The sequence below is a fragment of the Halomonas colorata genome, assembly GCF_014897985.1.
Classification (GTDB): domain Bacteria; phylum Pseudomonadota; class Gammaproteobacteria; order Pseudomonadales; family Halomonadaceae; genus Vreelandella; species Vreelandella colorata.
Genome location: NZ_JABUZA010000002.1, coordinates 53,180 through 75,369 on the forward strand (window position 1 = coordinate 53,180; position 22,190 = coordinate 75,369).

Sequence of the window (22,190 nt, forward strand, 5' to 3'; positions counted from 1 at the left end):
GCCCTATCACCGCATCGATTAACGAACCTTGAGCGTCGCGAGGCCCAGTAGTACCAATACCACGGTAATGATCCAGAAACGCACAATGACACGTGGCTCCGGCCAGCCTTTCAATTCGAAGTGGTGATGTAGCGGCGCCATGCGAAAAATACGCCGTCCGGTCATTTTATAAGACCCCACCTGCAGTATGACCGACAGGGTTTCGACGACAAAAATACCGCCCATAATGAACAGGACGATTTCCTGGCGAACAATTACCGCGACCACGCCAAGCGCTGCACCTAACGCAAGCGCGCCTACATCGCCCATAAATACCTGGGCGGGATAGGTGTTGAACCACAAAAAGCCGAGCCCTGCTCCGGCGATGGTCGCACAGAAAATCGCAAGCTCCCCGGTACCGTTAATAAACGGAATATGCAGGTAGTTGGCGAATACAGCATTACCACTGGCATAAGCAAAGACTGACAAGCCCATCGCCACCAGCACGGTGGGCATGATCGCCAAGCCATCCAAACCATCGGTTAGGTTCACCGCGTTGGAACTACCCACAATCACAAAGTAGGTCAGCACGATATAAAACACGCCCAGCGGCAGCGCGATATCTTTAAACAGCGGCACGAGGAGGCTGGTTTCGGCCGGCGTCGCTGCCGTGAAATAAAGCACAAATGCCGCACCAAGCCCGACCACTGACTGCCAAAAGTACTTCCAGCGAGCGGGCAGACCGCGGGGATTTTTCTCAACCACCTTGCGGTAATCATCAACCCAGCCAATGGCTCCGAATCCCAGCGTTACGGCTAGCACCACCCACACATAATGGTTGGTTAAATCGCCCCAGATGAAAGTACTGATAGCCATCGCCAGCAAAATCATCACGCCACCCATGGTAGGCGTGCCCGCTTTTGAAAGATGGGATTGCGGACCATCATCGCGCACGGCCTGGCCTATCTGGCCTTCAACGAGCCGACGGATTACCCACGGCCCCAACCAAAGGCAGAGCATAAGAGAGGTAAGTGCCGCCAAGATGACGCGCAAAGTGAGATAGTTGAAAACCTGAAAGCCCGTTTGGTACTGAGCTAGAAAATTCGCCAAGTGAAGTAACATGAACGGCGTTTACCTTATTTCATCCGAGCGCAGCGCAGCAATGATTTGCTCCATACCCGCGCTGCGCGACCCTTTCACCAGAAGCGTGGTGGCGGGCGGCAAAGTATTAATGACATGACGCGTTAGCGTCTCGTGGTCGTCAAAATGCTGCCCGTGACCAAAGGCGTCACAGGCCGAACGCGCAGCATCACCCAGCGTCAGCAGCCTGTCGATGCCAAGCTCAGCCGCGTAACGGCCAACCTCGGCATGCAATGTTTCAGCGTCATCGCCAAGTTCACCCATGGCGCCCAGCGCACACCAGCGTGGCGCAGGAAAACGCATCAATGTTTCCATCGCAGCCTTGACCGCTCCGGGGTTGGCATTATACGTATCGTCGAGCAGCGTGGCACCGTGCAATCCGGGTACGATGCTTAGTCGCGCGTTAAGTACCGGCAGATTTTGCAAACCGGCCATAACATCGGCAGGCGTAATACCGACCGCCAATGCAGCCGCCGCTGCTGCCAGCGCATTGCTGACGTTATGCTTACCCAGCAAAGCAAGCTGTACATTACCCAGCGGCTTACCATGCTGAACAAGCGTGAAAGCATACCGCCCCTGGGAGTCACAAGAAAGCGCCGACGCGCATACATCCGCTGAGCTATCAAACCCAAAGCTGATGACGCGCCGGGGAGCCGCACAGGCAGCCCAGAAGGCGTAGTAATGGTCATCGCGATTAAGTACCGCAACGCCCTGATCGCTTAAACCGTTGAGCAGCTCGCTTTTCGCCTGAGCAATAAGGCCCATGCCGCCAAACTCACCAATGTGCGCACCCGTAACATTGGTGATAATAGCCACATCAGGCAGCGTTAAACGGCTAGACCAGGCAATTTCGCCCAGATGGTTCGCCCCCAGCTCGACTACGCCCGCTTGATGCTCTTCGGTTAGTCTTAAAAGCGTTAACGGAACGCCAATATCGTTATTGAGGTTGCCTTGGGTCGCCAGCACGTCACCGAGAGGCGCCAGCAAGGCAGCGGTCATTTCCTTGACCGTTGTCTTACCGCTATTACCCGTGACGCCGACCAACGGTATAGACCAGCGGCCACGCCAGGCACCGGCTAAAAGCCCCAATCCAAGGCGAGTATCCGGACATACAAGCTGGGGCAGCGGGCTATCTACCTGCTCTTCAACCAATGCTGCGGCAGCACCCTGCTCGTAGGCCTGTCCGATAAAATCATGACCGTTAAAGCGCGGCCCTTTCAACGCTACGAACAGGCAGCCGGGCACAATTTTTCGGGTATCGGTAGCCACAGCCGTCAGCTCTAACGCGGCTTGATCTTCAGATATTGCTACACCCAGCGCCGTTGCTACCTCAGCAAGCGTCCAGCTCATGGTGCATGGCTCCGTAACGCGAAGGCCCGTAACACTTCATCTTCATCGTTATAGGCATGGCGTACGCCATTGATTTCCTGATAGGCCTCGTGGCCTTTTCCAGCAATAAGCACCACATCGTTGTCACCAGCCTGTTGAATCGTTTGGCTAATGGCATGACGACGATCACCTATTTCGATTGGTACCGCAGCCGAGGAGAGCCCCGCGATAATTTGCTGGCGAATCTGCTCTGCTGGCTCGCCCCGCGGGTTGTCATCGGTGACAACTACCTGGTCTGCGAGCAGCTCCGCCGCTTTGGCCATTTCTGCACGCTTACCCGTATCGCGCTCACCGCCACAGCCAAACACACACCAAAGCTTACCCGCTTGACCTAAGTGCGCGCGCAGGGCTTGCAATGCACTGTGCAGCGCATCCGGCGTATGGGCATAATCAATCACAACACTGGGCGTTGATTTCGCGTGGTACAGCGCCATACGCCCAGGTACTGGATCAAGTGCTGCGGCCGCCTCGAACAACGGGTCAATCGCTTGACCCAGACCGTAAAGCACAGCCATCGCCAACAGGACGTTATCCAGGTTAAAACGGCCCATCAGGCCTAGCGTCAATACGCGTTCGCCTTCCGGCGTGGCAATTAGCGCCTGCTGGCCCGTTTCTTTCAGTTGGACATCCAGCACCCGAAAGGTAACAGCTTCATCCTGGCCGGTGGCTAATACGCGCACGCGCTGATCACAGCCAGCCAGCATCAACCGGGCCAGAGGATCGTCCGCATTCACAACGGCAAGCTCGAGCTCGCTACGCCGAAAAAGCTTGGCTTTAGCTGCCGCATAGGCAGCCATACTGCCGTGGTAATCAAGATGATCGCGGGTCAGATTGGTAAATACGCCAACTTTTACGTCGACAGCGTCCAGGCGGTATTGATCCAACGCGTGCGAGGAGGCCTCAAGCGCCACTCGCTTGATCCCCTGGCGGGAAAGCTCGCCAAGCGTTGCCTGTAATGCCAAAGGACCTGGCGTGGTCAAGCCACTATCAGCCAGCTGGCCAGGGCGGCCAACGCCTAATGTACCGATCACACCAGCAGCAGTACCCAGGGCCTCGCTCAACGCCGCAATATAATGTGTGACGGAGCTTTTCCCATTGGTGCCTGTTACGGCGATCACTTCAAGATCAGTAGGCACATCAAAAAGCTGCCTGCCCAGCTCGCCTAAACGTACGGATAAGTGAGGCAGGTAGAGTACTCGTTCTTCCCAAACAGCATGGGGCTGCTTGGTATGCGCTAACACTAGCGAAGCGCCCTGCTCCAGCGCCACTTCAATATAGTCACGCCCATCGCCCTGACTACCCGGCACGGCAACAAACACATCACCTGCTGCCAGCTTGCGTGAATCGGTAATCAAACGCAGCGACTCAGGCAGTGCGGGTAGTGTCTGAGTAAAGGGCTCATTCGGCCATACGCTACCCAGCGCTTCCCATAAATCATTGGGAGCCAACGTCATGCAATCTCCTTAGTCATGCTACTCTTCGACCTCATGGTCTGGCGGCACGTCAAGTAAGCGCAACGCATTACCCGTCACGCTTGAAAAGACCGGCGCGGCAACCGCACCACCATAAAATTCGCCGGCTTTCGGATGATCGATCATTACCACGGTCACAATACGGGGATCAGAAATAGGCGCAATGCCGGCAAACACGCTGCGATAGGCATCCATGGTGTAACCGCCTTGGCCGGATTTACGCACCGTACCGGTTTTACCACCTACTCGATAGCCTTCCACGCGGGCTCGTCGGCCACCGGTATAAGCGGCAACAGATGTTTCCAGAATACTCAGCAGATCGTTGGCGACTGAAGGATCAATCGCGGGTATTCCCTGGGGTGGCTCAGACAGGCGCAATAAAGAAGGTGGTAAACGCATGCCGCCATTGGCTAATGCCGTGTAAGCACTCGCCAGCTGAACGGCGGTAACCGACAGGCCGTAACCGTAAGACAGCGCTGCCCGCTCACTGCGCGACCAGCGCACGGGCGCTGGCAAGCTGCCGTTTGCCTCACCGGGGAACCCCGTGCCAGGTGCCTGCCCAAGCCCCAGCTGATTGTATTTTTCCCAGATAGCCGTATCGCTTAGCTGCAGCGCCAAGCGCGACATACCGATATTGGATGAGTGCTCCAGAATACCCGCTAACGTCAAGTCACCATAATTACGAAAATCGCGAATGGTAAATTGATCGATACGCATCCAGCCAGGCGAAGTATCCACCACCGCATCACGGTCAACAATACCGCTTTCCAATACAGCGGCCATGGCCAGCGGTTTCATAACGGAACCCGGTTCAAAAACATCGACCAATGCTTGATTACGCAGGCCACGCGGATCAAGCCCGGTGCGATTATTAGGGTTATAGGAGGGCAGGTTAGCCATCGCCAACACTTCACCGGTGCGGGCATCCATGGTAACTAGCACTCCGCCGTCGGCATCGTTTTTGGCAACGGCTGCGCGTAGCTCACGATACGCCATATATTGAATACGCTGGTCGATCGACAGCACCAGATCACCGCCTGGTTGGGCTTCGCGCATAACGCCCAGCTCACGCACCAAACGGCCACGACGATCTTTAATCACGCGGCGCTGGCCTGGGTGCCCGGCCAAAAACGGCTGGTAGGAAAGCTCCAGGCCTTCTTGCCCCACATCGTCAACGTTGGTTACGCCGAGTATCTGCGCCGCCACTTCCCCTGCGGGGTAGTAGCGCTTGTACTCTCGTTGCGGGTAAACACCTGGAGTGCGTAAATCAAGGATGCGCTGCGCCGCCTCTGGCGTCATCTGACGGCGCAGATACATGAATTCGCGGCTTCTGTAGCGCTCAACCCGGGACTCGAAATCGTCTAGTGACATGCCCAGCGCCTGCGCCAGCATAAAGCGTTGGATACCGTCGGAAGGCAGTTCCTGAGGATTCGCCCATAGCGTCACGACTGGCGTTGAAATAGCCAGAGGCTCACCGTTGCGGTCAGTGATCATACCGCGGTGGGCAGGTATCGCCTCATGGCGAAGCGTTCTCGCATCCCCCTGGCTTTGCAGGAAAGGCCGGTCGATAACCTGCAGCAACGTGATCCGCCCAATAAGAACGCACGTCACTAAACCGACCATGATCAATATAAACACAAAACGGCCGCCACTCAGCGGTGGAGCAATAGGCTGCTGACGGGACATACCTCCCCGACGCTCGTTTCTCATGGCCGAATGACCTCAACGTCATGCACGTCAGGAATACGCATATCCAGGCGTTCCGTGGCAATTTGCTCAATCCGGGCAGGCGTCGACCACGCACCCTCTTCCAATAAAAGTTGCCCCCACTCGGTTTGCAGCTGGTTTTTTTCCTGCTGAAGATGCTGCAGTTGGGCAAACTGAACGCGCGTCATATGGGTGACGGCAACCGTTGCCAACCCACTGATGATGCAAAGAAAAAACAGCAGACAAATAATAATGGGCCACGTACGAAGACGTAACTTGAAAGGCCATTCGGTGCGTAGCGTTGAGGCCCAACGCTCAATCCGATCCATGCTCATGCTTATACTCGTTTTCGGGCAGCCCGCATAACGGCGCTCCGCGCACGTGGATTACCAGCTACCTCATCATCACTCGGGCGTACGCCTCGACTTAACGCTTCAAGGCGACGGTTTAGTTGGTCATCACGGATAGGTACACCGCGCGGCAGGTGGGTATCGCCACGTACGTGATGACGGATAAAGCGTTTTACGCGACGGTCTTCCAGCGAGTGAAAACTGATAATCACCAAATGACCACCCGGCGCCAGCGCTTCAAGCGCTGCGTCTAAGGCAGCATCTAGCTGATCAAGTTCGCCATTTAAATAAATTCGTAACCCTTGAAATGCTTTTGTCGCCGGATGCTTGCCCTTTTCCCAGGCGGGATGGGCTTTTTTCAACACCTCAGCCAAATCGACCGTATGGGTAAACGGCGCTTCAACACGCCGCTCGACCACAGCACGAGCCAACCGTTTGGCGTAGCGCTCTTCACCATACGTTTTAAATACCTGGGCGATATCGGCCTCCTTCGCGCGCGCGAGAAACTCAGCAGCGCTTTCTCCCTGAGTGGGGTCCATGCGCATATCCAATGGACCATTGCGCATAAAGCTGAACCCTCGCTCAGGATCATCCAGCTGTGGAGAAGAAACGCCGACGTCCAGCAATACACCGGACAGTTTTCCGTATACGCCCTGCTCACGGGCATAGTCTGCCAAGTGGGCAAATTCACGCTGGGTAATTTGAAAGCGAGCATCATTAACTTCAGCGGCAGCCGCAATGGCTTGAGGATCGCGATCCATCGCCATGAGGCGGCCCTGTTCACCCAGGCGCGACAAGATCAGCCGCGAATGGCCTCCTCGGCCAAACGTGCCATCCAGATAAACGCCATCGGGATTATGTATAAGGGTATCGACAGCCCCTTCCAGTAATACGCTGGTATGGCGAAACGGGGAAACGACCTGGTCAGCGTCAGGAGAAGGCATGTTACTCTCACACAATATTTAGAGGGCACGCTAGTGCGAGCCCCTTTATGGAAATGGGGAGTCGGCCGATAAGCCGGGTTCTGTCGTGGACAGTCATTCCTCTAGGCGTTTTGTCACCAAAGCGCTCAAGCAACCTACCCGGACCCAGCGCGGGCCGCGCCATTGGGTCCCTATTTGGTCTTGCTCCGAGTGGGGTTTACCATGCCACGCACTGTTGCCAGGCGCGCGGTGCGCTCTTACCGCACCCTTTCACCCTTACCGGCCCCTTGAGGTTTATTTCAAAGGGCTTAGGCGGTCTACTCTCTGCTGCACTTTCCGTCGGCTTACGCCGCCCAGGCGTTACCTGGCACTCTGCCCTATGGAGCCCGGACTTTCCTCCCCCAGCCCATCCAAAAGATGGGTTAGCGGCGACTGTCTGGCCAACTCCGGCGGCAAGCATACCAGCGCCCTCGCTTCGCCTCAATGCTCGGTTTTAATTGCCTGCAATCTTGCATACCATTCCTGCTTGCGCCCACCCAGCATTCGAGCCACTATCGCCGCCCCCTGCTTGACCCCCACTCCCTCATCCAGCAGTACCTTCATCAGCTGATCGGCGCTAATATCCTGATGCTCACTCTGTGTAACCGGTGGCGCGCCCGCCAGCATGACGACAAACTCACCCCTTGCCTGATTAGGATCGTCAGCCAACTGGGCCAGCAGTTCTTCAGGCGTGCCTTGCAAAAATGTCTCAAACGTTTTGGTCAACTCTCTGGCAAGCACTACACTGCGCTCGGGCATCTGCTCGTGCAGCGCTTCAAGGGTATGCACAATACGGTGCGGCGACTCGTAAAACACCAGGGTCTCTTCCCGGGCTTGCCACTCTTCCAGCGCCTGACGGCGCGCCCCCGGCTTGGCGGGTAAAAAGCCGCCAAAGGTGAAGCGATCTGTAGGCAAGCCGGCGCCAGATAACGCCGTTACCAACGCACACGGGCCAGGTAATGCCACCACATGCCGACCGCGGAGGCGCAGCTCTCTCACCAGAACGAAGCCCGGGTCGCAGATAAGCGGCGTTCCCGCATCACTTATCAAGGCAATATTTTCACCCGCCTGCAGGTAGGCATCCAGCGTATCCACCCGGCGCGCCTCGTTATGTTCATGCAGCGACAACATGGGCGTATTAACCCCTAAATGGGCCAATAAGCGTGCACTATGGCGCGTATCCTCTGCCGCGATGCGCGATACTTCCGCTAATACCCGAGCTGCACGCGGCGATAGATCGTCCAAATTCCCAATTGGGGTGGCAACCACGTACAATGTGCCCGGATTGTGGTGTGTCATCGTGACTCCAGATTTGTTAATGGCTTGCTCTGACGGTGCGCTATGCTTGTGCAATGCCAACGAAATGCCAACAAGCGGCGACAGCGCAAATGAAAACTAAGGAAGGATACATGAAACAGTCTCTGCGTGGCGTACTCGCCACTGCCCTCATAGCACTTCTCATGACCGGCTGTGCGATGCAGTCACCTAGCGTGGTTGACCGCGCGGATGATCAGGAAGCGAGCCGCTTGCTAAGTCAGGCGGAACAGCAAGCCCCGGATCAAGCCGCCAAGACGCGTCTGGAAGCGGCCACTATTTTGGCGCAACAAGGCCAGCGGGAAGATGCCTTTGCAGCCGCCGATGCCATCGATGAAGCCAGGCTGTCAGAAACGGATCGCGTTCGCTGGGCGCTGCTTTTCTCAGAACTCGCTCGCGCAATGGATGACCCGCGCGCCGTATTACGCGCAACCCAGGTGCTCAACGATGACCTGCCAATGCAGGATGACCAGCAGGAAACCCTGATCGACCGCCAGAGCTGGGCACGTAATGCCTTAAATCAGCTTGACCCTGACAACCTAGCGCTGCCCGGCCTTGAAGGCCAGGATATCCGCCGCATCGTGGTTGCCCTGCCTGAGTCCGGCCCGCTTAGCAGCGTTGCAAACACATTAGCTACCGCAATGCGCCGCCATAATGAGATCAAGGGAGACAACGTACAGCTGAGCTTCCTAGACGCCTCTCAATACTCCATGGATGAGCTTTATAGCCGTGCTGAACAGATGAATGCCCAACTGGTCATCGGCCCGCTTGAAAAAGAACAGGTTAGCCAGCTGGAACAGCGTAATAGCGTGCCGCTGCCTACCCTCGCGCTTAACTATGGTAGTGGTGAGCAAAACCGTGCTGCGCGCCTGTTCCAGTACGGGCTTTCCGCTGAGGACGAAGCCCGTCAAGCTGCCCGTCGCGCCTATCAAGACGGCCGCCGCAGCATGTCGGTGATGGTGCCTGACAACGACTGGGGACGCCGCGTGGGCGAGGCTTTCTGGAATGAATTCCACCGCGAAGGAGGCGAGGTTACCAACGCCGTTCGCTATAACCCCGAAAGTCCGGTCGCCAATGCCGTAAAAACGGCCCTGAATGTGAGTGGCGAGCGCGCCCAGCTTGGCAGCATCGACGCTCTTTTCCTGCTCGCGCTGCCCGACTACGCACGCCAGGTACCGCCCACACTGGATTACTACTACGCGCCCAACCTACCTATCTATGCAACCTCACACCTGCATGAAGGCCGTTTGCAAACGCGCCGCGACCAGGATCTAAACGATGTTATGTTCGTGGATATCCCTTGGCAAATTCCTGATGCTGCGGTGGGTGGCGAAGAAATACTGCCCTTTTACCCCACCTATCAACGCTTGAGCGAAGAAGCCGATGCGTCCATGTTCCGCCTGATGGCCATGGGCGTGGATGCTTATGAAATCGCGACTCACCTATCGGATATCGCCTCGCTTGACGGCATGCGCGGCAGCACTGGTACGCTCTACCTAACCGGCGACGGTCGTATATACCGCGAATTGCCGTGGGCCAAGTTCCAAAATGGCACGCCTTCTCCCATCTTGATCCCGAGTCAAACCAGCGGTAATGAATAACGCCCAAACGGCGCGCAAGCGCGGTGCAGCCATTGAGCAGTTAGCCGCTCAATGGCTGCAGCAGAAGGGCTTGACGCTTGTGGCTCAAAACCACCATGTCAAAGGTGGCGAGCTGGATATCGTGATGCGTGACGGCAGCACGTTGGTGTTTGTAGAGGTCAAACATAGGGTAACCACCCGCTACGGCCACCCGTTGGAAACCATAACGGCTACAAAACGGCAGCGCCTGATACGTGCGGCCCAGCTATATATTGGCAAATACGGCCTTACATCTCCCTGCCGCTTTGATATTCTTGCTATTACTGGCGCGCCGCCCAACCTTGAGTTCCACTGGGAAAAAGCGGCTTTTGATGCCTACTGATTCTATTTTAACTAGGAAGCCCTAATGGATTTTCAATCGCGTATTCTTGACCACTTTAACGCCAGCATTGATACGAAAACCTATGCTAGCGAAGTACTGCCACCGTTTATCGAAGTTGCCAGCCAAATGATGGTGCAGTGCTTAGTGAGTGAAGGAAAGATTCTTGCCTGTGGCAATGGCGGTAGCGCCGGTGACAGTCAGCACTTTTCGTCGGAGCTGCTTAATCGATTTGAGCGTGAACGCCCCAGCCTGCCGGCCCTGGCATTAACCACCGACACTTCAACGCTAACCTCTATCGCTAACGACTATAGCTATAACGAGGTGTTCTCCAAGCAGATCCGCGCATTGGGCCAGCCCGGCGATATTCTGCTTGCGATCTCAACAAGCGGCAATTCCGCGAACATCGTGCAAGCGATCCAGGCCGCTCATGATCGGGAAATGACCGTGGTGGCTCTGACCGGGCGCGATGGTGGTAATATGGCCTCTCTACTTGGTCAGGATGATTGCGAGATTCGCGTTCCCGCGACATCAACGGCAAGAATTCAAGAGGTTCATTTACTGGTCATTCACTGCTTGTGCGATCTTATTGATGAGCAGCTGTTCGGCAGCGCGGCATAACTCGTCGCCTCACCTCTTATTACTTTCATTAAGATAAGGAGTCATTCACCATGGCCATACGTTTTTCTACTCGCCAGCTGCTGGTCGCGACCCTGTTATCTGCTGCACTTATTAGCGGCTGTGCGACCAATACTGCGTCAAACCCGTCCAACTACGGCCAACGCAGTGATGACGTGCAAGCAGTGGACGCCACCATTGAGCGTGAGGCTGAACGTGCGCTGGATCGCGCCGATGCACGCCTGGGCGATGCCCGCATTCGCGCGCACAGTTACAACGGCTCGCTGTTATTAGTGGGCCAGGTGCCCAGCGAAGAGCTTCGCACGAAAGCCGGCGATGTTGCACGCAACTTGCGCGGCGTTAATCAAGTGCATAACGAACTCACCATCGCCGCTCGCCTTCCGGCCAGCCAACGCCTGACAGATACCTGGTTAACCACCAACGTGGTGAGCACACTGGCGACCAACGATCGCATCGATTCATCCAAGCTCAAGGTGACGACTGAAAATGCCAGCGTCTACCTGATGGGCATGGTGACTCACGAAGAAGCCGACCGGATAGTCAACGCCGCGTCATCGGTCGGCGGAATTCAGCGAATCGTCAAGGTATTTGAATATATCGACTAAACGCTCAGCGCTAGTCAAAAAAAACCTCGCACATTGTCTGTGCGAGGTTTTTTTATGACCAGGTCAATCACGATGCTTAGTTATTTAACCACCCGAAGCGTCGGTTTTTTCTTGGGCTTTGAAGGCGCCGATGATGATTCAGAAACATCATCAAGCTCGCTTTCAGGCACCGGATCCGTCACAGATAGCTCAGGCTTGGAAGGCGCATCGGGTGCTTCATTAAATAAAGCCTCCTCATCATCCGTCGTTTCACCCAATTCCGGCTCATGACCAAAGACCATGCCCACACCGTTCTCACGCGCATAGATAGCGATAAGCGCCGGAATCGGCACCATCACCTGCATTGGCTGGCCACCAAAGCGGGCATTGAAACTGATGGCTTGATTTTCCATAAACAGATCGCGCACAGCCGTCGGCGCTACGTTCAAGACAATCTGACCATTTTGCACAAACTGACGCGGCACCTCGACCCCGGCTTGCGTCGCATCAACGACCAAATAGGGCGTCAACTCATTATCCAACAGCCACTCATAGAGCGCTCGGGCGAGATAGGGGCGACTCGACTTCATAAGACTCCCTCCTCCTAACAAGTAAGACCCCGGCCTTTCTCAGGCGACGGGGCCATGTAAATTCAAGCACGCATCTCTTTTTCATGCTCATTCAAGGATGCTTTGAACGCTTCCCGCTCAAATACTCGCGACATGTAACTTAACAGTGGTTTTACCTGTTTTTCAGGCAATTCGATATTCAAGTCGGGAAGGCGCCACAAGATCGGTGCAAGGCAACAATCTACTAACGTGAATTCTTCGCTCATAAAGAAGGGCATATCTTCAAAAATAGGCGAAATACCAATCAGGCTTTCACGTAGCTCTTTACGCGCTTTTTCAGCTTCTTTTTTCCCGCCACTGCGAATCTGGTCGACCATGGGGCACCATTCACGCTCAATACGGTGCATCCACAAACGGCTTTGCGCACGGGCAACAGGATAAACAGGGAGTAAAGGAGGATGCGGAAAACGCTCATCCAGATACTCCATCATGACCTTAGACTCATAAAGCACTAAATCACGATCTAAAAGCGTAGGTACGCTATTATACGGGTTGAGGTCTGCTAAATCTTCAGGTGGTTGTTCCACGTTAACATCAACGATATCAACAGCCACCCCCTTCTCAGCCAGCACAATGCGCACGCGATGACTGAAATGATCATCACTACCTGAGTAAAAAATCATCGACGACCGCTTGGCCACAACACCCATGAAAGCATCCTCGCATCAAAACAATTATGGATAATAACACGCCAAAGCCACCTTATGGTAAGGCAGCCCGTTTTGGGTTACTGCTTGACATCAAAACAACATAAGCATGGCTTATGCTGCCAACTTATTTACGTCCAACCACGTCAATACACATCTTTCCAGTACTCACGCTTAAGAAAGTAGACAATGACGCTAAAAATAAATAAAAAAATCATAATCTTAGGCGCCACAGCTTGAGCTTTCAGTCGATAAGGTTCACTAACATAGGCTAAGAAATTAGTAATATCGTATACCGCACTTTCAAACTCATCGGGCGCCATCACCCCAGGTGTTATCACTTTCAAGCGATCGCATCCTTGCTGCTCAGCTTTAGAGCAATCCAGCACCTGTACCCCCTGAAGCGGCTCAAGCACATTGGGCATGGCCACTGAGTCAAACAGCGTATTATTGACGCCATTCGGACGACTAGAGTCTTGATAAAACCCCAGCAGATAAGCATTCACCCAGTCAGCCCCCCGCAGACGTACCGTCAGCGACAAATCCGGCGGTGCAACGCCCCACCACTGCGCTGCTTCTTCCGCCCTCAAGGCATTATGCATAGGGTCATTAAAGTCGGCCGCCGATGAAAACATGACGGCCTCCTCCATCAGCGCCTGAGGAATATCCAGATCATTGGCTGTGCGTGAAAATCGCTGATAGCTCAGCGTATGGCAACCCAAGCAATAATTGACGTAAAGCTTTAGGCCATTCTGTAGTGACGCCTGATCCTGCAAGTCAGGCGCCCCCGAGCGTAATTCGCGCTCGCCCTGCCCGCCTACTGCTATTATGGGCATTAGCAAAAAGTATACTGCTATCCATAGATGCTTCATCAGCCGGTCACCCTTTCGGGCACAGGTTTGGTTTTTTCCAAACGGGTATAAATAGGCATGAACAGAAAATAGGCAAAGTAAGTCGCGGTAAACAGTTGCGCCAAGTGCGTTCGCACAGGCGTGGATGGCAACATACCCAGCACACCCAAAGCGACAAAACTTACCCCAAACAGCCCCAACATTAGCTTTGATAGCCAGCCCTTGTAGCGCATGGAACGAACTGGGCTACGATCCAACCACGGCACAACAAAAAGTACTGCAATGGCGCCGCCCATGAAAACGACGCCCAGAAACCTGGCGTCCAAACCAAATATTGAAAAGTTGATCGCACGCAAAATGGCGTAAAAGGGCGTGAAGTACCAAACCGGCGCAATATGATCAGGCGTTTGCAGCGGATTGGCCGGCTCAAAGTTTGGCTGCTCAATAAAATAACCGCCGCCTTCTGGAAAATAAAAAATAACCCCACAAAAAACGCACAAGAAGATCGCCACGCCAAGTAAATCCTTGACGGTATAATACGGATGAAATGGGATACCATCCAGCGGTTTACCCGCATCGTCGATGCGCATTCGAATATCAATACCGTCGGGGTTATTCGACCCTACTTCATGCAGCGCCACAATATGCAGCACTACCAGGCCCAGAATAACCAGCGGCAAGGCGACGACATGTAACGCAAAAAAACGATTCAAGGTAACACCCGATACCAGGTAATCGCCACGCACCCACTGAGCAAGCCCCTCTCCGATACCTGGAATCGCCGAGAATAGCGATGTAATTACCTGCGCCCCCCAGTAGGACATCTGCCCCCAAGGCAGCAGATAGCCCATAAACGCCTCAGCCATCAGCACCAGATACAAGGCCATTCCAAACACCCACACAAGCTCGCGCGGCGCCTTGTATGAGCCGTACAGAAGCCCACGAAACATATGCAGATAGACAACGATAAACAGCGCTGAGGCGCCGGTGGTATGCATATGACGGATCAGCCATCCCCACTCCACGTCACGCATAATGTACTCAATGGACGCGAAGGCCCCTTCGGCAGTCGGACTATAGCTCATGGTTAGCCAGATGCCGGTTAACAGCTGATTAACCAACACCAACAGAGCAAGCGAGCCAAACACATACCAGACATTAAGGTTTTTAGGAACGTAGTAACTGGCGAGATGGTCGCGCCATAGCCTGCTTGCCGGAAAGCGCGTGTCCAGCCATTTCATAAAACCACCGCCTGTCTTGTCCTGCGACGCCATCAACCCGCCTCCTGATCCTCACCCACTACGATAATATGCTCGCTTAGATAATGATAAGGCGGCACCTCCAGATTGATTGGCGCGGGCATGCTTGCATACACACGCCCGGCCAAATCAAACCGCGAGCTATGGCAAGGACAGAAGAACCCTCCAGGCCAGTGATCATCACCCGCCTGAGCATCAGGCTCGGGGCGATACAGCGGCGAGCAGCCAAAATGCGTACACAGGCCAACCAGCACGCCGACCTCAGGCCTGAGCGAACGGAGCTCCCCTTGCACGTAAGCAGGCTGCTGCGGCTGGCGTGAATCAGGATCTGCCAGATAATCCGCCGGCAGCGCCTGCGTACGCGCGATCATTTCAGACGTACGGCGAATGATCCATATCGGCCGCCCCCGCCACTCAACGGTCATACGCTGCCCTGGGCGCAGCTTGGATATATCAGCCTGAACCGGCGCACCCGCCGCACGCGCTCGCGCGCTCGGCTTCCACGAAGCCACAAATGGAACGGCCACGCCGATAACACCCACCGCCCCCATAACGGAAGTAGCCCCGACAAGGAAACGTCGTCGACCTTTATTAACGCCGTGGTCTGCCATACGGGACTTCTCCCATTCAAATCTTCATGTGGCTATAAACATGTGACTATAAATTAACGCTTAACAATAAGCGTGCAGAGTGTTGGATGCGACACACAGAAAGGTTGCCACTCACTGCTTTAAAGACAGCAAAATAGCATAACGCCCAAGCCATAGGGATTTTGATTTTACAATAAAAAACGCCCAGGCCGGTGGCCTGGGCGTTTTGCCGCACAGCGTTGGAAAATTAACGCTTGGAGAACTGCGGACGACGACGTGCTTTGCGCAGGCCGACTTTCTTACGCTCAACTTGACGAGCATCACGCGTAACGTAGCCAGCGGCACGTAGCGCAGGACGCAGGTCTTCGTTGTAGTTCATCAGGGCGCGAGTAATACCGTGACGAATAGCACCTGCTTGAGAGGAGCCACCACCGCCAGCGACAGTGATGAACAGGTCAAACTGGTTCAGCGTCTCAGTCAACTCAAGCGGCTGACGAACCACCATACGACCAGTCACACGACCGAAATACAGGTCGAGGTCTTTATCGTTAACGGTGATTTTGCCAGAGCCCGGCTTCATAAACACGCGAGCGGTGGAAGTCTTGCGGCGCCCGGTACCGTAATACTGCTGTGTCATGGCGAAGATTTCCTCAGATGTTCAGTTCAAGCGGCTGTTGAGCAGCATGCGGATGCTCGGCACCGGCGTACACTTTTAACTTGGTATACATGGCACGACCCAGCGGACCTTTCGGCAGCATACCTTTAACGGCGAACTCAATGATGCGCTCGGGCGCATGATCAAGCATTTTGTCAAACGTCATGGAACGCAGACCGCCCGGGTAACCGGTATGGCGGTAATAGGTCTTAGCCTTCGCCTTGTTGCCAGTTACATGGACTTTCTCGGCGTTAATCACAACGATGTAGTCGCCAGTATCAACGTGAGGGGTAAATTCGGGCTTATGCTTGCCACGCAGGCGGCGAGCAATCTCGGTTGCCAGACGACCGAGCGTTTTGTCCGTGGCGTCGACTACATACCAGTCGCGCTGGACGGACTGCGGCTTAGCACTGAACGTCTTCATGGATGAAATCACCAGATTAAGTGTGTTGGGTGACTACCACCGCCAAGCGGTGAAGCACCATCCCTATTTTTTTTGGTTGCCAGGAAATTACCTTAGCAACATGCAGCGAGGCGGCATTCTACAGTAAGACACTCGACAAGTTAAGGCCTATCGATGTTTTTTCTCTACCCTGCCGCTTCGGCAAAACAGCCATAGCGTTCTATCAAGGCTTATGGGATCAAGGCTTATGGGGCAACGCCAGATATTCGCGCGACTGCATCTCCTGAAGCCGCGACAGCGTGCGTTGAAACTCAAAGGTTAGCTTACCGCCACTATAAAGCGACTCAATAGGTACTTCTGCGGACATTAAAAGCTTTACGCCACGGTCATAAAATTCGTCGACCATGTTGATAAACCGACGCGCCTGATCATCATGCTTTGCATCCATTGGCGTGACGTTGGACACCAGCACGGCATTAAAACCTCGCGCAAGCTCGATATAGTCGTTCTGGCTACGCGGCCCGTCGCACAGTTCCAAAAACTCGAACCACGCGACATTTTCCTGAAGCCTACGGGTTTTAAGCACCCGGTGATTAATTTCCAGCGGGGCATCTGCCTCACCTTCCTGCCCGGCGATCTCCCGAAAACTGCGCGCAAGCTCCAGCTCTGCCGCCTTATCCAGCGGCGAGTGAAAAATTTCAGCGCGTTCAAGCGCACGCAGCCGGTAGTCCACGCCGGAATCAACGTTAACGACATCGCAGTGGCGCTTGACCAAGTCGATAGCAGGCAGGAAGCGCGCCCGCTGCAGACCATCCTTATAAAGGTCATCGGGTACGATATTGGACGTAGCGACCAGCACAACCCCACGTTCAAACAACGCTTCCATTAAATTCGCCAGAATCATGGCATCGGTAATGTCTTTGACAAAAAACTCATCAAAGCAGATCACTCGCGCTTCCGAGGCGAACTTACCGGCAATTAAGGTAAGCGGATTTTTTTCGCCTTTATAGTGGGTCAGCTCATTGTGAACCCGCTGCATAAACCGATGGAAGTGGGTGCGCATCTTTTCGGGAAAAGGTAGCGCCTCATAAAAGGTATCCACTAGATACGTTTTGCCGCGCCCCACGCCACCCCAGAAATACAGGCCACGCACCTGAGGCAAGGCTGGCTCGCCTGAAGACGCTGATTTACCAAACAGGCCCGCCATCTTGGCCTTGAGTCCTCTGTTGGCGATCACCGTTTTAGGCACGGTAGTCGGCGCGGCGATCAAATCGTCATAAAGCCGCTGCAGATGTTTGACTGCCGACTCCTGAGCCGCATCATACTGAAAGTCTTCGCGCGTTAAATCAGCGCGATAGCGCTCGATCGGCGTTGGTCGAGATGACGGACTCACCTTTTTATCTGCAGAAGTAGATGGCATTTAATCGCCTCCAAAACGTATTACGACGGTGTTGACGATGCGACCGACCGCCCTTCAAAAAGGGGTGATTATACGCGGCGAACACTCTAAGCGCATGGTTGGATTGACCTAACCAACCAATCGACGCTTATAATGAAGATTGTTCGTTCGCAAACCGCTCACCTTACATTGGCGGAGCGCATCAAGCGTCAGGGAGAAAACTGTGGAAGCAAGCTCGCCTTATACCTTTGCCATTGTTGGCATCATTATCGGCTTCATCATCGGTTTAGGATGCTACCGTTTGTTCAGTAAAGGAGAGCGTAACAATGCCTCCTTGCGCCAAACACTGCTGGAACGAGAACATCAAATTGCCGAGCTCAAGAAAGGGATGGGCGGCCATCTCACCGGCGTTTTTCAACGCCTGGACAGCATTCGGTCCGAGGCCGACCAGCTTGAACACCAGATCAGAGAGGATGCCGAGGAGTGGCACCTAGGCAGCAGCACCCCGCCTGAGCTCAAAGAGCGCCAGCCGATACACCAACCAACTGCCAGCCAGGCTTCAGATAGCCCGCTAACGACGCCTCGCGACTATGCCGATGGCAAAAACGGCACGCTATCAGAGAATTTCGGCCTAAAAGATAGCGCCACGAACACGAACGCCCCTCAACCACCCCGCTATTAAGCCAGCGCTGCTTATTAAGCGAAGGGCGGGCAGCGATGAAGGCTGCCCGCCCCCTGTCGCATGGTCAGGCGGGGTTATCTATATCGACAAAGCGGTGCTCAATCCCGTGCTCAGCAGCCAACCACTCCCCCAGCGCCTGAACGCCGTAACGCTCGGTGGCATGATGCCCCGCGGCAATATAGTGAATGCCCAACTCGCGCGCCAGATGAGTCGTCCGCTCGGAAATCTCCCCTGATATAAAGGCCTGGGCACCGGCGTCATAAGCAGCCGTAATCATGTCCTGCGCCCCGCCTGTACACCACGCAATTCGCTCAATATCGTTGTCATTATCCGCCTCAATCACCAGCGGAGAACGATGCAACGTACCAGCTATCTGAACCGCCAGGGTGTGAATACGCTGTGCCTGAGGCAAGCGCCCCGACCAGAGAAATCCCTCGCCCAACTCACCGTCCAGACAGCCCTCCACTTTCCAGCCTAAACGTCTGGCAAGCTCTGCGTTGTTACCCATTTCACTGTGTGCATCAAGCGGCAAGTGATAGGCAAGCAAGTTAATCTCATGATCCATCAGTGTTTTGATGCGCTTATATTTCATGCCGGTAATCGCGACCGGTTCATTTTTCCAAAAATAGCCATGGTGAACCAAGACCATATCGGCCTGCCAAGCGACAGCTTCATCCAATAGCGCCTGGCAAGCAGTGACGCCCGTCATCACGCGACTCACCTGCTCGCGTCCGGCCACCTGCAAACCATTGATGGTAAAATCCTTAAATGTCGAAGCCCGCAACTGATGGTCGCAAGCGGCTACTATCTGATCGCGATGGGTCACAAAGACTCCTTTAATGATTCTCTGACTACCGTGAGGAACTAAGCTAGAAAGTGTTACCATCATGCCATAGTAAAACTCGCTTCGTGTTATCGCGAACCTCACATTTGATAAGACCACTACCCGCTGAGGAATTTTTGCATGCACCGCTTTGTGCTGCCTTATGTATGGCCTATTTTGACCGGGGTACTGCTCGCTGCCCTGCTTTTATTTGCATTTCCAGAGCACATACCCAATCCATTTAATAATGCGCCCGCACCTGCGCAGACACCCGCCTCGCCGCTAGTCACCGCAAGCGAGCAGGCAAGCAGCCGTCCGGCGCCCGAAGTTCGCCAGGCAGCGCCCCTTTCCCGCGACCAGGGCCCGGCCAGCTATTCACACGCGGTCAATCAGGCCGCCCCTGCGGTGGTTAACGTTTACTCGTCGCGCATTGTCGAGCGTGACCAGCACCCCTTGATGTCGGATCCTTTCTTCCAGCAATTTTTTAATGGCGATGACGCTACGACGCACCAGCGTATGCTCTCAAGCCTCGGGTCAGGGGTTATCATCAGCCACGATGGCTATGTATTGACCAACCATCACGTCATTAATGGCGCAGACGAGATCCAGGTCGCGCTACGCGATGGCCGCGAAACCCTTGCCGAAGTCATCGGCACCGACCCAGAAAGCGATTTGGCCGTTCTGCGTATCAATCTTGAAGACCTACCGGTTATTGAAATGGCTGACTCAGAAGATGTCGCCGTGGGTGATGTGGCACTGGCGATCGGTAATCCCTTTGGCGTTGGCCAAACCGTAACCATGGGCATTATTAGCGCCACGGGGCGAAGCCATTTAGGACTAAATGCCTACGAAGACTTTATTCAGACCGATGCGGCGATCAATCCCGGTAATTCCGGCGGCGCACTGGTCAACCCCGACGGGGCACTGGTGGGTATCAATACTGCGATATTTTCCCGCTCGGGCGGCTCTCAAGGTATCGGCTTTGCGATCCCCGCCAACCTTGCACACAGCATTTTAGATGAACTGGTAACTCAAGGTCGGGTTATTCGTGGCTGGCTGGGCATCGAAGCGCAGGCGCTATCCCGGGAACTGGCCGCCTCGTTTGGATTACGCACCCCTCAAGGGGTTATTGTGGCAGGCGTCGTCAGTGGCGGCCCGGCAGATAAAGCAGGCCTTCAGCCCGGCGATATTTTGCTGTCGGTTGACGGAAAAACCGTTCTGGATGCCCGCGCCACCATGAGCAACATTGCCTCCATCGAACCCGGTACATCGTTACCGCTCACCATAGTACGTAGCGGCGAGCGGATAGACGTAACGCTTGAAGTGGGCGAACGCCCGATTATCAATGATGCGCCGGCAGGCGAGCGACCCAGTGACTCCTGAGGCTCGCCTGACGCAAATACCTCAGCTATGGATAGCTCAGTTGCGGATACGGTACTCAGCTGACCGCGCATGTGCGGTCAGCGACTCTCCACGCGCCAAAACAGAGGCAACCTTGCCAAGCTCTGAAGCGCCTTCACTTGAACAGTGAATAATCGAAGAGCGCTTCTGAAAGTCGTAGACACCCAGAGGCGATGAGAAGCGCGCTGTGCCCGACGTGGGCAGAACATGGTTAGGACCTGCACAGTAATCGCCGAGCGCCTCTGCCGTGTAGCGCCCCATAAAGATGGCACCCGCATGACGAACCTCGCCCAACCATGTATCGGGCGCTTCGACAGAAAGCTCCAAGTGCTCTGGCGCAATACGGTTAATCATGGCAATCGCGTCGGCTTTATCCTGGCAAAGAATCAGCGCGCCGCGGCGGCTCAATGACTCACGCACAATGCCTTCGCGATCCAGAGTAGGCAGCAGGCGCTCAATGGAGGCCGCTACCGCATCCAGATGCGCGCTATCCCAGCTCACCAGAATTGCCTGAGCATCCTCGTCATGCTCTGCCTGAGAAAACAGATCCATCGCCAGCCAGTCAGGATCGGTTTGCCCGTCGGACACCACCAGAATTTCTGAAGGTCCCGCGATCATATCGATGCCCACTTGCCCGAATACCGCGCGCTTTGCCGTGGCAACATAAATATTGCCGGGGCCTACAATCTTGTCCACTCTCGGCACGGTCTCGGTACCGTATGCCATCGCGGCGATAGCCTGGGCGCCGCCGATGGTGAAGACATAGTCAACACCTGCCAGGTGAGCGGCCGCCAAAACCAGCTCGTTCACAACACCATCCGGCGTAGGCACCACCATGACGATTTCACGAACGCCAGCCACGTGCGCCGGGATCGCATTCATCAATACAGACGATGGATAGGCAGCCTTGCCACCCGGCACGTAGATACCCGCCCGATCAAGCGCGGTTACCTGCTGGCCAAGCACGGTGCCGTCGGCTTCCTCATACTGCCAGGACGTGGGTTTTTGGCGTTCGTGATAAAGCCTTATACGCTCAGCGGCGCTGGCAAGCGCATCGCGTTGCTCAGCAGGCAGGTTATCGAAGGCCTGTTTTAGCTGCTCGGGCTTTAAGCGCAGCTCTTCCATCCCTTCAACCGATAGCCGGTCAAAGCGATTGGTCGCCTCAATCACTGCGGCGTCGCCACGTTGCTTAACATCGCTCAAAATTTCATCAACACGTGACTGAACCGCCGAATCCGAGACGCCCTCCCAATCCAGGAGCGCCCCCAGGTGCTGATCAAACGTGGCATCAAGCGTTGAGAGCCGGGATATAGTAGCCGTACTGGCTGAAGACATAGTGCTCATAAACTCTCCCGG

The 22,190-nt window shown here is 54.9% G+C and carries 23 protein-coding genes and 1 other RNA gene; 6 read left to right on the forward strand and 18 right to left on the reverse strand.

Translation table 11 applies throughout. From position 1 onward, the window contains the following. Positions 1 to 18: 18 nt before the first annotated feature. The 8 genes from mraY to rsmI all read right to left on the reverse strand — a co-directional run bounded on the left by mraY (position 19) and on the right by rsmI (position 8,298). The gene (gene mraY, locus INT33_RS01405) at positions 19 to 1,101 is read right to left on the reverse strand and encodes a phospho-N-acetylmuramoyl-pentapeptide-transferase (protein WP_192537229.1); all 1,083 of its coding nucleotides are present in this window, start codon (positions 1,099 to 1,101) and stop codon (positions 19 to 21) included. Between the two features lie 9 nt (positions 1,102 to 1,110). Next, positions 1,111 to 2,469, reverse strand: coding sequence for a UDP-N-acetylmuramoyl-tripeptide--D-alanyl-D-alanine ligase (locus INT33_RS01410; protein ID WP_193090950.1), 1,359 nt, complete (start codon positions 2,467 to 2,469; stop codon positions 1,111 to 1,113). Further along, positions 2,466 to 3,962 (reverse strand): UDP-N-acetylmuramoyl-L-alanyl-D-glutamate--2,6-diaminopimelate ligase, encoded by a 1,497-nt coding sequence (locus INT33_RS01415; protein ID WP_192537225.1) that lies wholly within the window; start codon positions 3,960 to 3,962, stop codon positions 2,466 to 2,468. Before INT33_RS01415 ends, INT33_RS01410 begins: the two co-directional genes overlap by 4 nt. Before the next feature lie 18 nt (positions 3,963 to 3,980). Beyond that, positions 3,981 to 5,666, reverse strand: coding sequence for a peptidoglycan D,D-transpeptidase FtsI family protein (locus INT33_RS01420; protein WP_225736069.1), 1,686 nt, complete (start codon positions 5,664 to 5,666; stop codon positions 3,981 to 3,983). Positions 5,667 to 5,686: 20 nt separating this feature from the next. Further along, the gene (gene ftsL / locus INT33_RS01425; protein WP_192537222.1) at positions 5,687 to 6,022 is read right to left on the reverse strand and encodes a cell division protein FtsL; all 336 of its coding nucleotides are present in this window, start codon (positions 6,020 to 6,022) and stop codon (positions 5,687 to 5,689) included. A gap of 2 nt (positions 6,023 to 6,024) precedes the next feature. Next, the gene (rsmH, locus tag INT33_RS01430; protein ID WP_192537220.1) at positions 6,025 to 6,981 is read right to left on the reverse strand and encodes a 16S rRNA (cytosine(1402)-N(4))-methyltransferase RsmH; all 957 of its coding nucleotides are present in this window, start codon (positions 6,979 to 6,981) and stop codon (positions 6,025 to 6,027) included. 53 nt (positions 6,982 to 7,034) lie between these two features. Beyond that, an RNA gene (gene rnpB, locus INT33_RS01435) (RNase P RNA component class A) lies at positions 7,035 to 7,408 on the reverse strand. A 32-nt stretch (positions 7,409 to 7,440) separates the two neighbouring features. Beyond that, positions 7,441 to 8,298 (reverse strand): 16S rRNA (cytidine(1402)-2'-O)-methyltransferase, encoded by an 858-nt coding sequence (gene rsmI / locus INT33_RS01440; RefSeq protein ID WP_192537218.1) that lies wholly within the window; start codon positions 8,296 to 8,298, stop codon positions 7,441 to 7,443. 110 nt (positions 8,299 to 8,408) lie between these two features. Here rsmI and INT33_RS01445 point away from each other — a divergent pair, with 110 nt between their 5' ends. The 4 genes from INT33_RS01445 to INT33_RS01460 are packed head-to-tail and all read left to right on the forward strand — an operon-like array spanning position 8,409 to position 11,516. Next, positions 8,409 to 9,914: a penicillin-binding protein activator gene (locus tag INT33_RS01445; protein WP_192537216.1), complete on the forward strand. Its 1,506-nt coding sequence runs from the start codon at positions 8,409 to 8,411 to the stop codon at positions 9,912 to 9,914. Further along, a complete protein-coding gene (locus INT33_RS01450; RefSeq protein WP_018915764.1) occupies positions 9,907 to 10,275 on the forward strand; it encodes a YraN family protein in 369 nt (122 codons plus the stop codon). Before INT33_RS01445 ends, INT33_RS01450 begins: the two co-directional genes overlap by 8 nt. Before the next feature lie 24 nt (positions 10,276 to 10,299). Beyond that, complete coding sequence (locus tag INT33_RS01455; protein ID WP_018915763.1) at positions 10,300 to 10,893, forward strand: phosphoheptose isomerase; 594 nt, start codon at positions 10,300 to 10,302, stop codon at positions 10,891 to 10,893. Positions 10,894 to 10,943: 50 nt separating this feature from the next. Beyond that, positions 10,944 to 11,516 carry a BON domain-containing protein gene (locus INT33_RS01460; RefSeq protein WP_192537214.1) on the forward strand — a complete coding sequence of 191 codons (573 nt, stop codon included), beginning with the start codon at positions 10,944 to 10,946 and terminating at the stop codon, positions 11,514 to 11,516. Positions 11,517 to 11,596: 80 nt separating this feature from the next. Here INT33_RS01460 and INT33_RS01465 read toward each other — a convergent pair whose 3' ends face one another. The 8 genes from INT33_RS01465 to zapE all read right to left on the reverse strand — a co-directional run bounded on the left by INT33_RS01465 (position 11,597) and on the right by zapE (position 17,949). After that, positions 11,597 to 12,085 (reverse strand): ClpXP protease specificity-enhancing factor, encoded by a 489-nt coding sequence (locus tag INT33_RS01465; RefSeq protein WP_192537212.1) that lies wholly within the window; start codon positions 12,083 to 12,085, stop codon positions 11,597 to 11,599. A 62-nt stretch (positions 12,086 to 12,147) separates the two neighbouring features. Continuing rightward, on the reverse strand, positions 12,148 to 12,774 hold the full coding sequence (sspA, locus tag INT33_RS01470) for a stringent starvation protein SspA (RefSeq protein WP_192537210.1): 627 nt from the start codon (positions 12,772 to 12,774) through the stop codon (positions 12,148 to 12,150). Between the two features lie 143 nt (positions 12,775 to 12,917). Beyond that, positions 12,918 to 13,643, reverse strand: coding sequence for a cytochrome c1 (locus INT33_RS01475; protein WP_192537204.1), 726 nt, complete (start codon positions 13,641 to 13,643; stop codon positions 12,918 to 12,920). Further along, positions 13,643 to 14,896, reverse strand: coding sequence for a cytochrome b (locus INT33_RS01480; RefSeq protein ID WP_192537202.1), 1,254 nt, complete (start codon positions 14,894 to 14,896; stop codon positions 13,643 to 13,645). The genes INT33_RS01475 and INT33_RS01480 overlap by 1 nt, the downstream gene beginning before the upstream one ends. Next, positions 14,896 to 15,492 (reverse strand): ubiquinol-cytochrome c reductase iron-sulfur subunit, encoded by a 597-nt coding sequence (gene petA / locus INT33_RS01485; protein ID WP_192537201.1) that lies wholly within the window; start codon positions 15,490 to 15,492, stop codon positions 14,896 to 14,898. The genes INT33_RS01480 and petA overlap by 1 nt, the downstream gene beginning before the upstream one ends. 226 nt (positions 15,493 to 15,718) lie before the next feature. After that, positions 15,719 to 16,108: a 30S ribosomal protein S9 gene (gene rpsI, locus INT33_RS01490; protein ID WP_018915756.1), complete on the reverse strand. Its 390-nt coding sequence runs from the start codon at positions 16,106 to 16,108 to the stop codon at positions 15,719 to 15,721. A 13-nt stretch (positions 16,109 to 16,121) separates the two neighbouring features. Beyond that, the gene (gene rplM / locus INT33_RS01495) at positions 16,122 to 16,550 is read right to left on the reverse strand and encodes a 50S ribosomal protein L13 (protein ID WP_018915755.1); all 429 of its coding nucleotides are present in this window, start codon (positions 16,548 to 16,550) and stop codon (positions 16,122 to 16,124) included. 217 nt (positions 16,551 to 16,767) lie between these two features. Then, complete coding sequence (zapE, locus tag INT33_RS01500) at positions 16,768 to 17,949, reverse strand: cell division protein ZapE (RefSeq protein ID WP_192537199.1); 1,182 nt, start codon at positions 17,947 to 17,949, stop codon at positions 16,768 to 16,770. Between the two features lie 202 nt (positions 17,950 to 18,151). Between zapE and INT33_RS01505 the strand changes: the two genes are divergently transcribed. Further along, complete coding sequence (locus tag INT33_RS01505; protein WP_192537197.1) at positions 18,152 to 18,610, forward strand: ZapG family protein; 459 nt, start codon at positions 18,152 to 18,154, stop codon at positions 18,608 to 18,610. A 64-nt stretch (positions 18,611 to 18,674) separates the two neighbouring features. On the opposite strand, the gene INT33_RS01510 is transcribed toward INT33_RS01505, so the two are convergent. Then, positions 18,675 to 19,436, reverse strand: a complete 762-nt coding sequence (locus INT33_RS01510) for a Nif3-like dinuclear metal center hexameric protein (protein ID WP_192537195.1) — start codon at positions 19,434 to 19,436, stop codon at positions 18,675 to 18,677. Between the two features lie 138 nt (positions 19,437 to 19,574). Here INT33_RS01510 and INT33_RS01515 point away from each other — a divergent pair, with 138 nt between their 5' ends. Continuing rightward, positions 19,575 to 20,816 carry a Do family serine endopeptidase gene (locus INT33_RS01515; RefSeq protein WP_192537190.1) on the forward strand — a complete coding sequence of 414 codons (1,242 nt, stop codon included), beginning with the start codon at positions 19,575 to 19,577 and terminating at the stop codon, positions 20,814 to 20,816. A gap of 36 nt (positions 20,817 to 20,852) precedes the next feature. Here the strand turns inward: INT33_RS01515 and hisD are convergent, their stop codons facing one another. Beyond that, the gene (hisD, locus tag INT33_RS01520) at positions 20,853 to 22,169 is read right to left on the reverse strand and encodes a histidinol dehydrogenase (RefSeq protein ID WP_192537323.1); all 1,317 of its coding nucleotides are present in this window, start codon (positions 22,167 to 22,169) and stop codon (positions 20,853 to 20,855) included. Positions 22,170 to 22,190 lie beyond the last annotated feature (21 nt).

Coding starts and splice junctions, on each gene's coding strand:
- mraY (WP_192537229.1), bottom strand. CDS start 1,101: ATGTTACTTCACTTGGCGAATTTTCTAGCTCAGTACCAAACGGGCTTT.
- INT33_RS01410 (WP_193090950.1), bottom strand. CDS start 2,469: ATGAGCTGGACGCTTGCTGAGGTAGCAACGGCGCTGGGTGTAGCAATA.
- INT33_RS01415 (WP_192537225.1), bottom strand. CDS start 3,962: ATGACGTTGGCTCCCAATGATTTATGGGAAGCGCTGGGTAGCGTATGG.
- INT33_RS01420 (WP_225736069.1), bottom strand. CDS start 5,666: ATGTCCCGTCAGCAGCCTATTGCTCCACCGCTGAGTGGCGGCCGTTTT.
- ftsL (WP_192537222.1), bottom strand. CDS start 6,022: ATGAGCATGGATCGGATTGAGCGTTGGGCCTCAACGCTACGCACCGAA.
- rsmH (WP_192537220.1), bottom strand. CDS start 6,981: ATGCCTTCTCCTGACGCTGACCAGGTCGTTTCCCCGTTTCGCCATACC.
- rsmI (WP_192537218.1), bottom strand. CDS start 8,298: ATGACACACCACAATCCGGGCACATTGTACGTGGTTGCCACCCCAATT.
- INT33_RS01445 (WP_192537216.1), top strand. CDS start 8,409: ATGAAACAGTCTCTGCGTGGCGTACTCGCCACTGCCCTCATAGCACTT.
- INT33_RS01450 (WP_018915764.1), top strand. CDS start 9,907: ATGAATAACGCCCAAACGGCGCGCAAGCGCGGTGCAGCCATTGAGCAG.
- INT33_RS01455 (WP_018915763.1), top strand. CDS start 10,300: ATGGATTTTCAATCGCGTATTCTTGACCACTTTAACGCCAGCATTGAT.
- INT33_RS01460 (WP_192537214.1), top strand. CDS start 10,944: ATGGCCATACGTTTTTCTACTCGCCAGCTGCTGGTCGCGACCCTGTTA.
- INT33_RS01465 (WP_192537212.1), bottom strand. CDS start 12,085: ATGAAGTCGAGTCGCCCCTATCTCGCCCGAGCGCTCTATGAGTGGCTG.
- sspA (WP_192537210.1), bottom strand. CDS start 12,774: ATGGGTGTTGTGGCCAAGCGGTCGTCGATGATTTTTTACTCAGGTAGT.
- INT33_RS01475 (WP_192537204.1), bottom strand. CDS start 13,643: ATGAAGCATCTATGGATAGCAGTATACTTTTTGCTAATGCCCATAATA.
- INT33_RS01480 (WP_192537202.1), bottom strand. CDS start 14,896: ATGGCGTCGCAGGACAAGACAGGCGGTGGTTTTATGAAATGGCTGGAC.
- petA (WP_192537201.1), bottom strand. CDS start 15,492: ATGGCAGACCACGGCGTTAATAAAGGTCGACGACGTTTCCTTGTCGGG.
- rpsI (WP_018915756.1), bottom strand. CDS start 16,108: ATGACACAGCAGTATTACGGTACCGGGCGCCGCAAGACTTCCACCGCT.
- rplM (WP_018915755.1), bottom strand. CDS start 16,550: ATGAAGACGTTCAGTGCTAAGCCGCAGTCCGTCCAGCGCGACTGGTAT.
- zapE (WP_192537199.1), bottom strand. CDS start 17,949: ATGCCATCTACTTCTGCAGATAAAAAGGTGAGTCCGTCATCTCGACCA.
- INT33_RS01515 (WP_192537190.1), top strand. CDS start 19,575: ATGCACCGCTTTGTGCTGCCTTATGTATGGCCTATTTTGACCGGGGTA.
- hisD (WP_192537323.1), bottom strand. CDS start 22,169: ATGTCTTCAGCCAGTACGGCTACTATATCCCGGCTCTCAACGCTTGAT.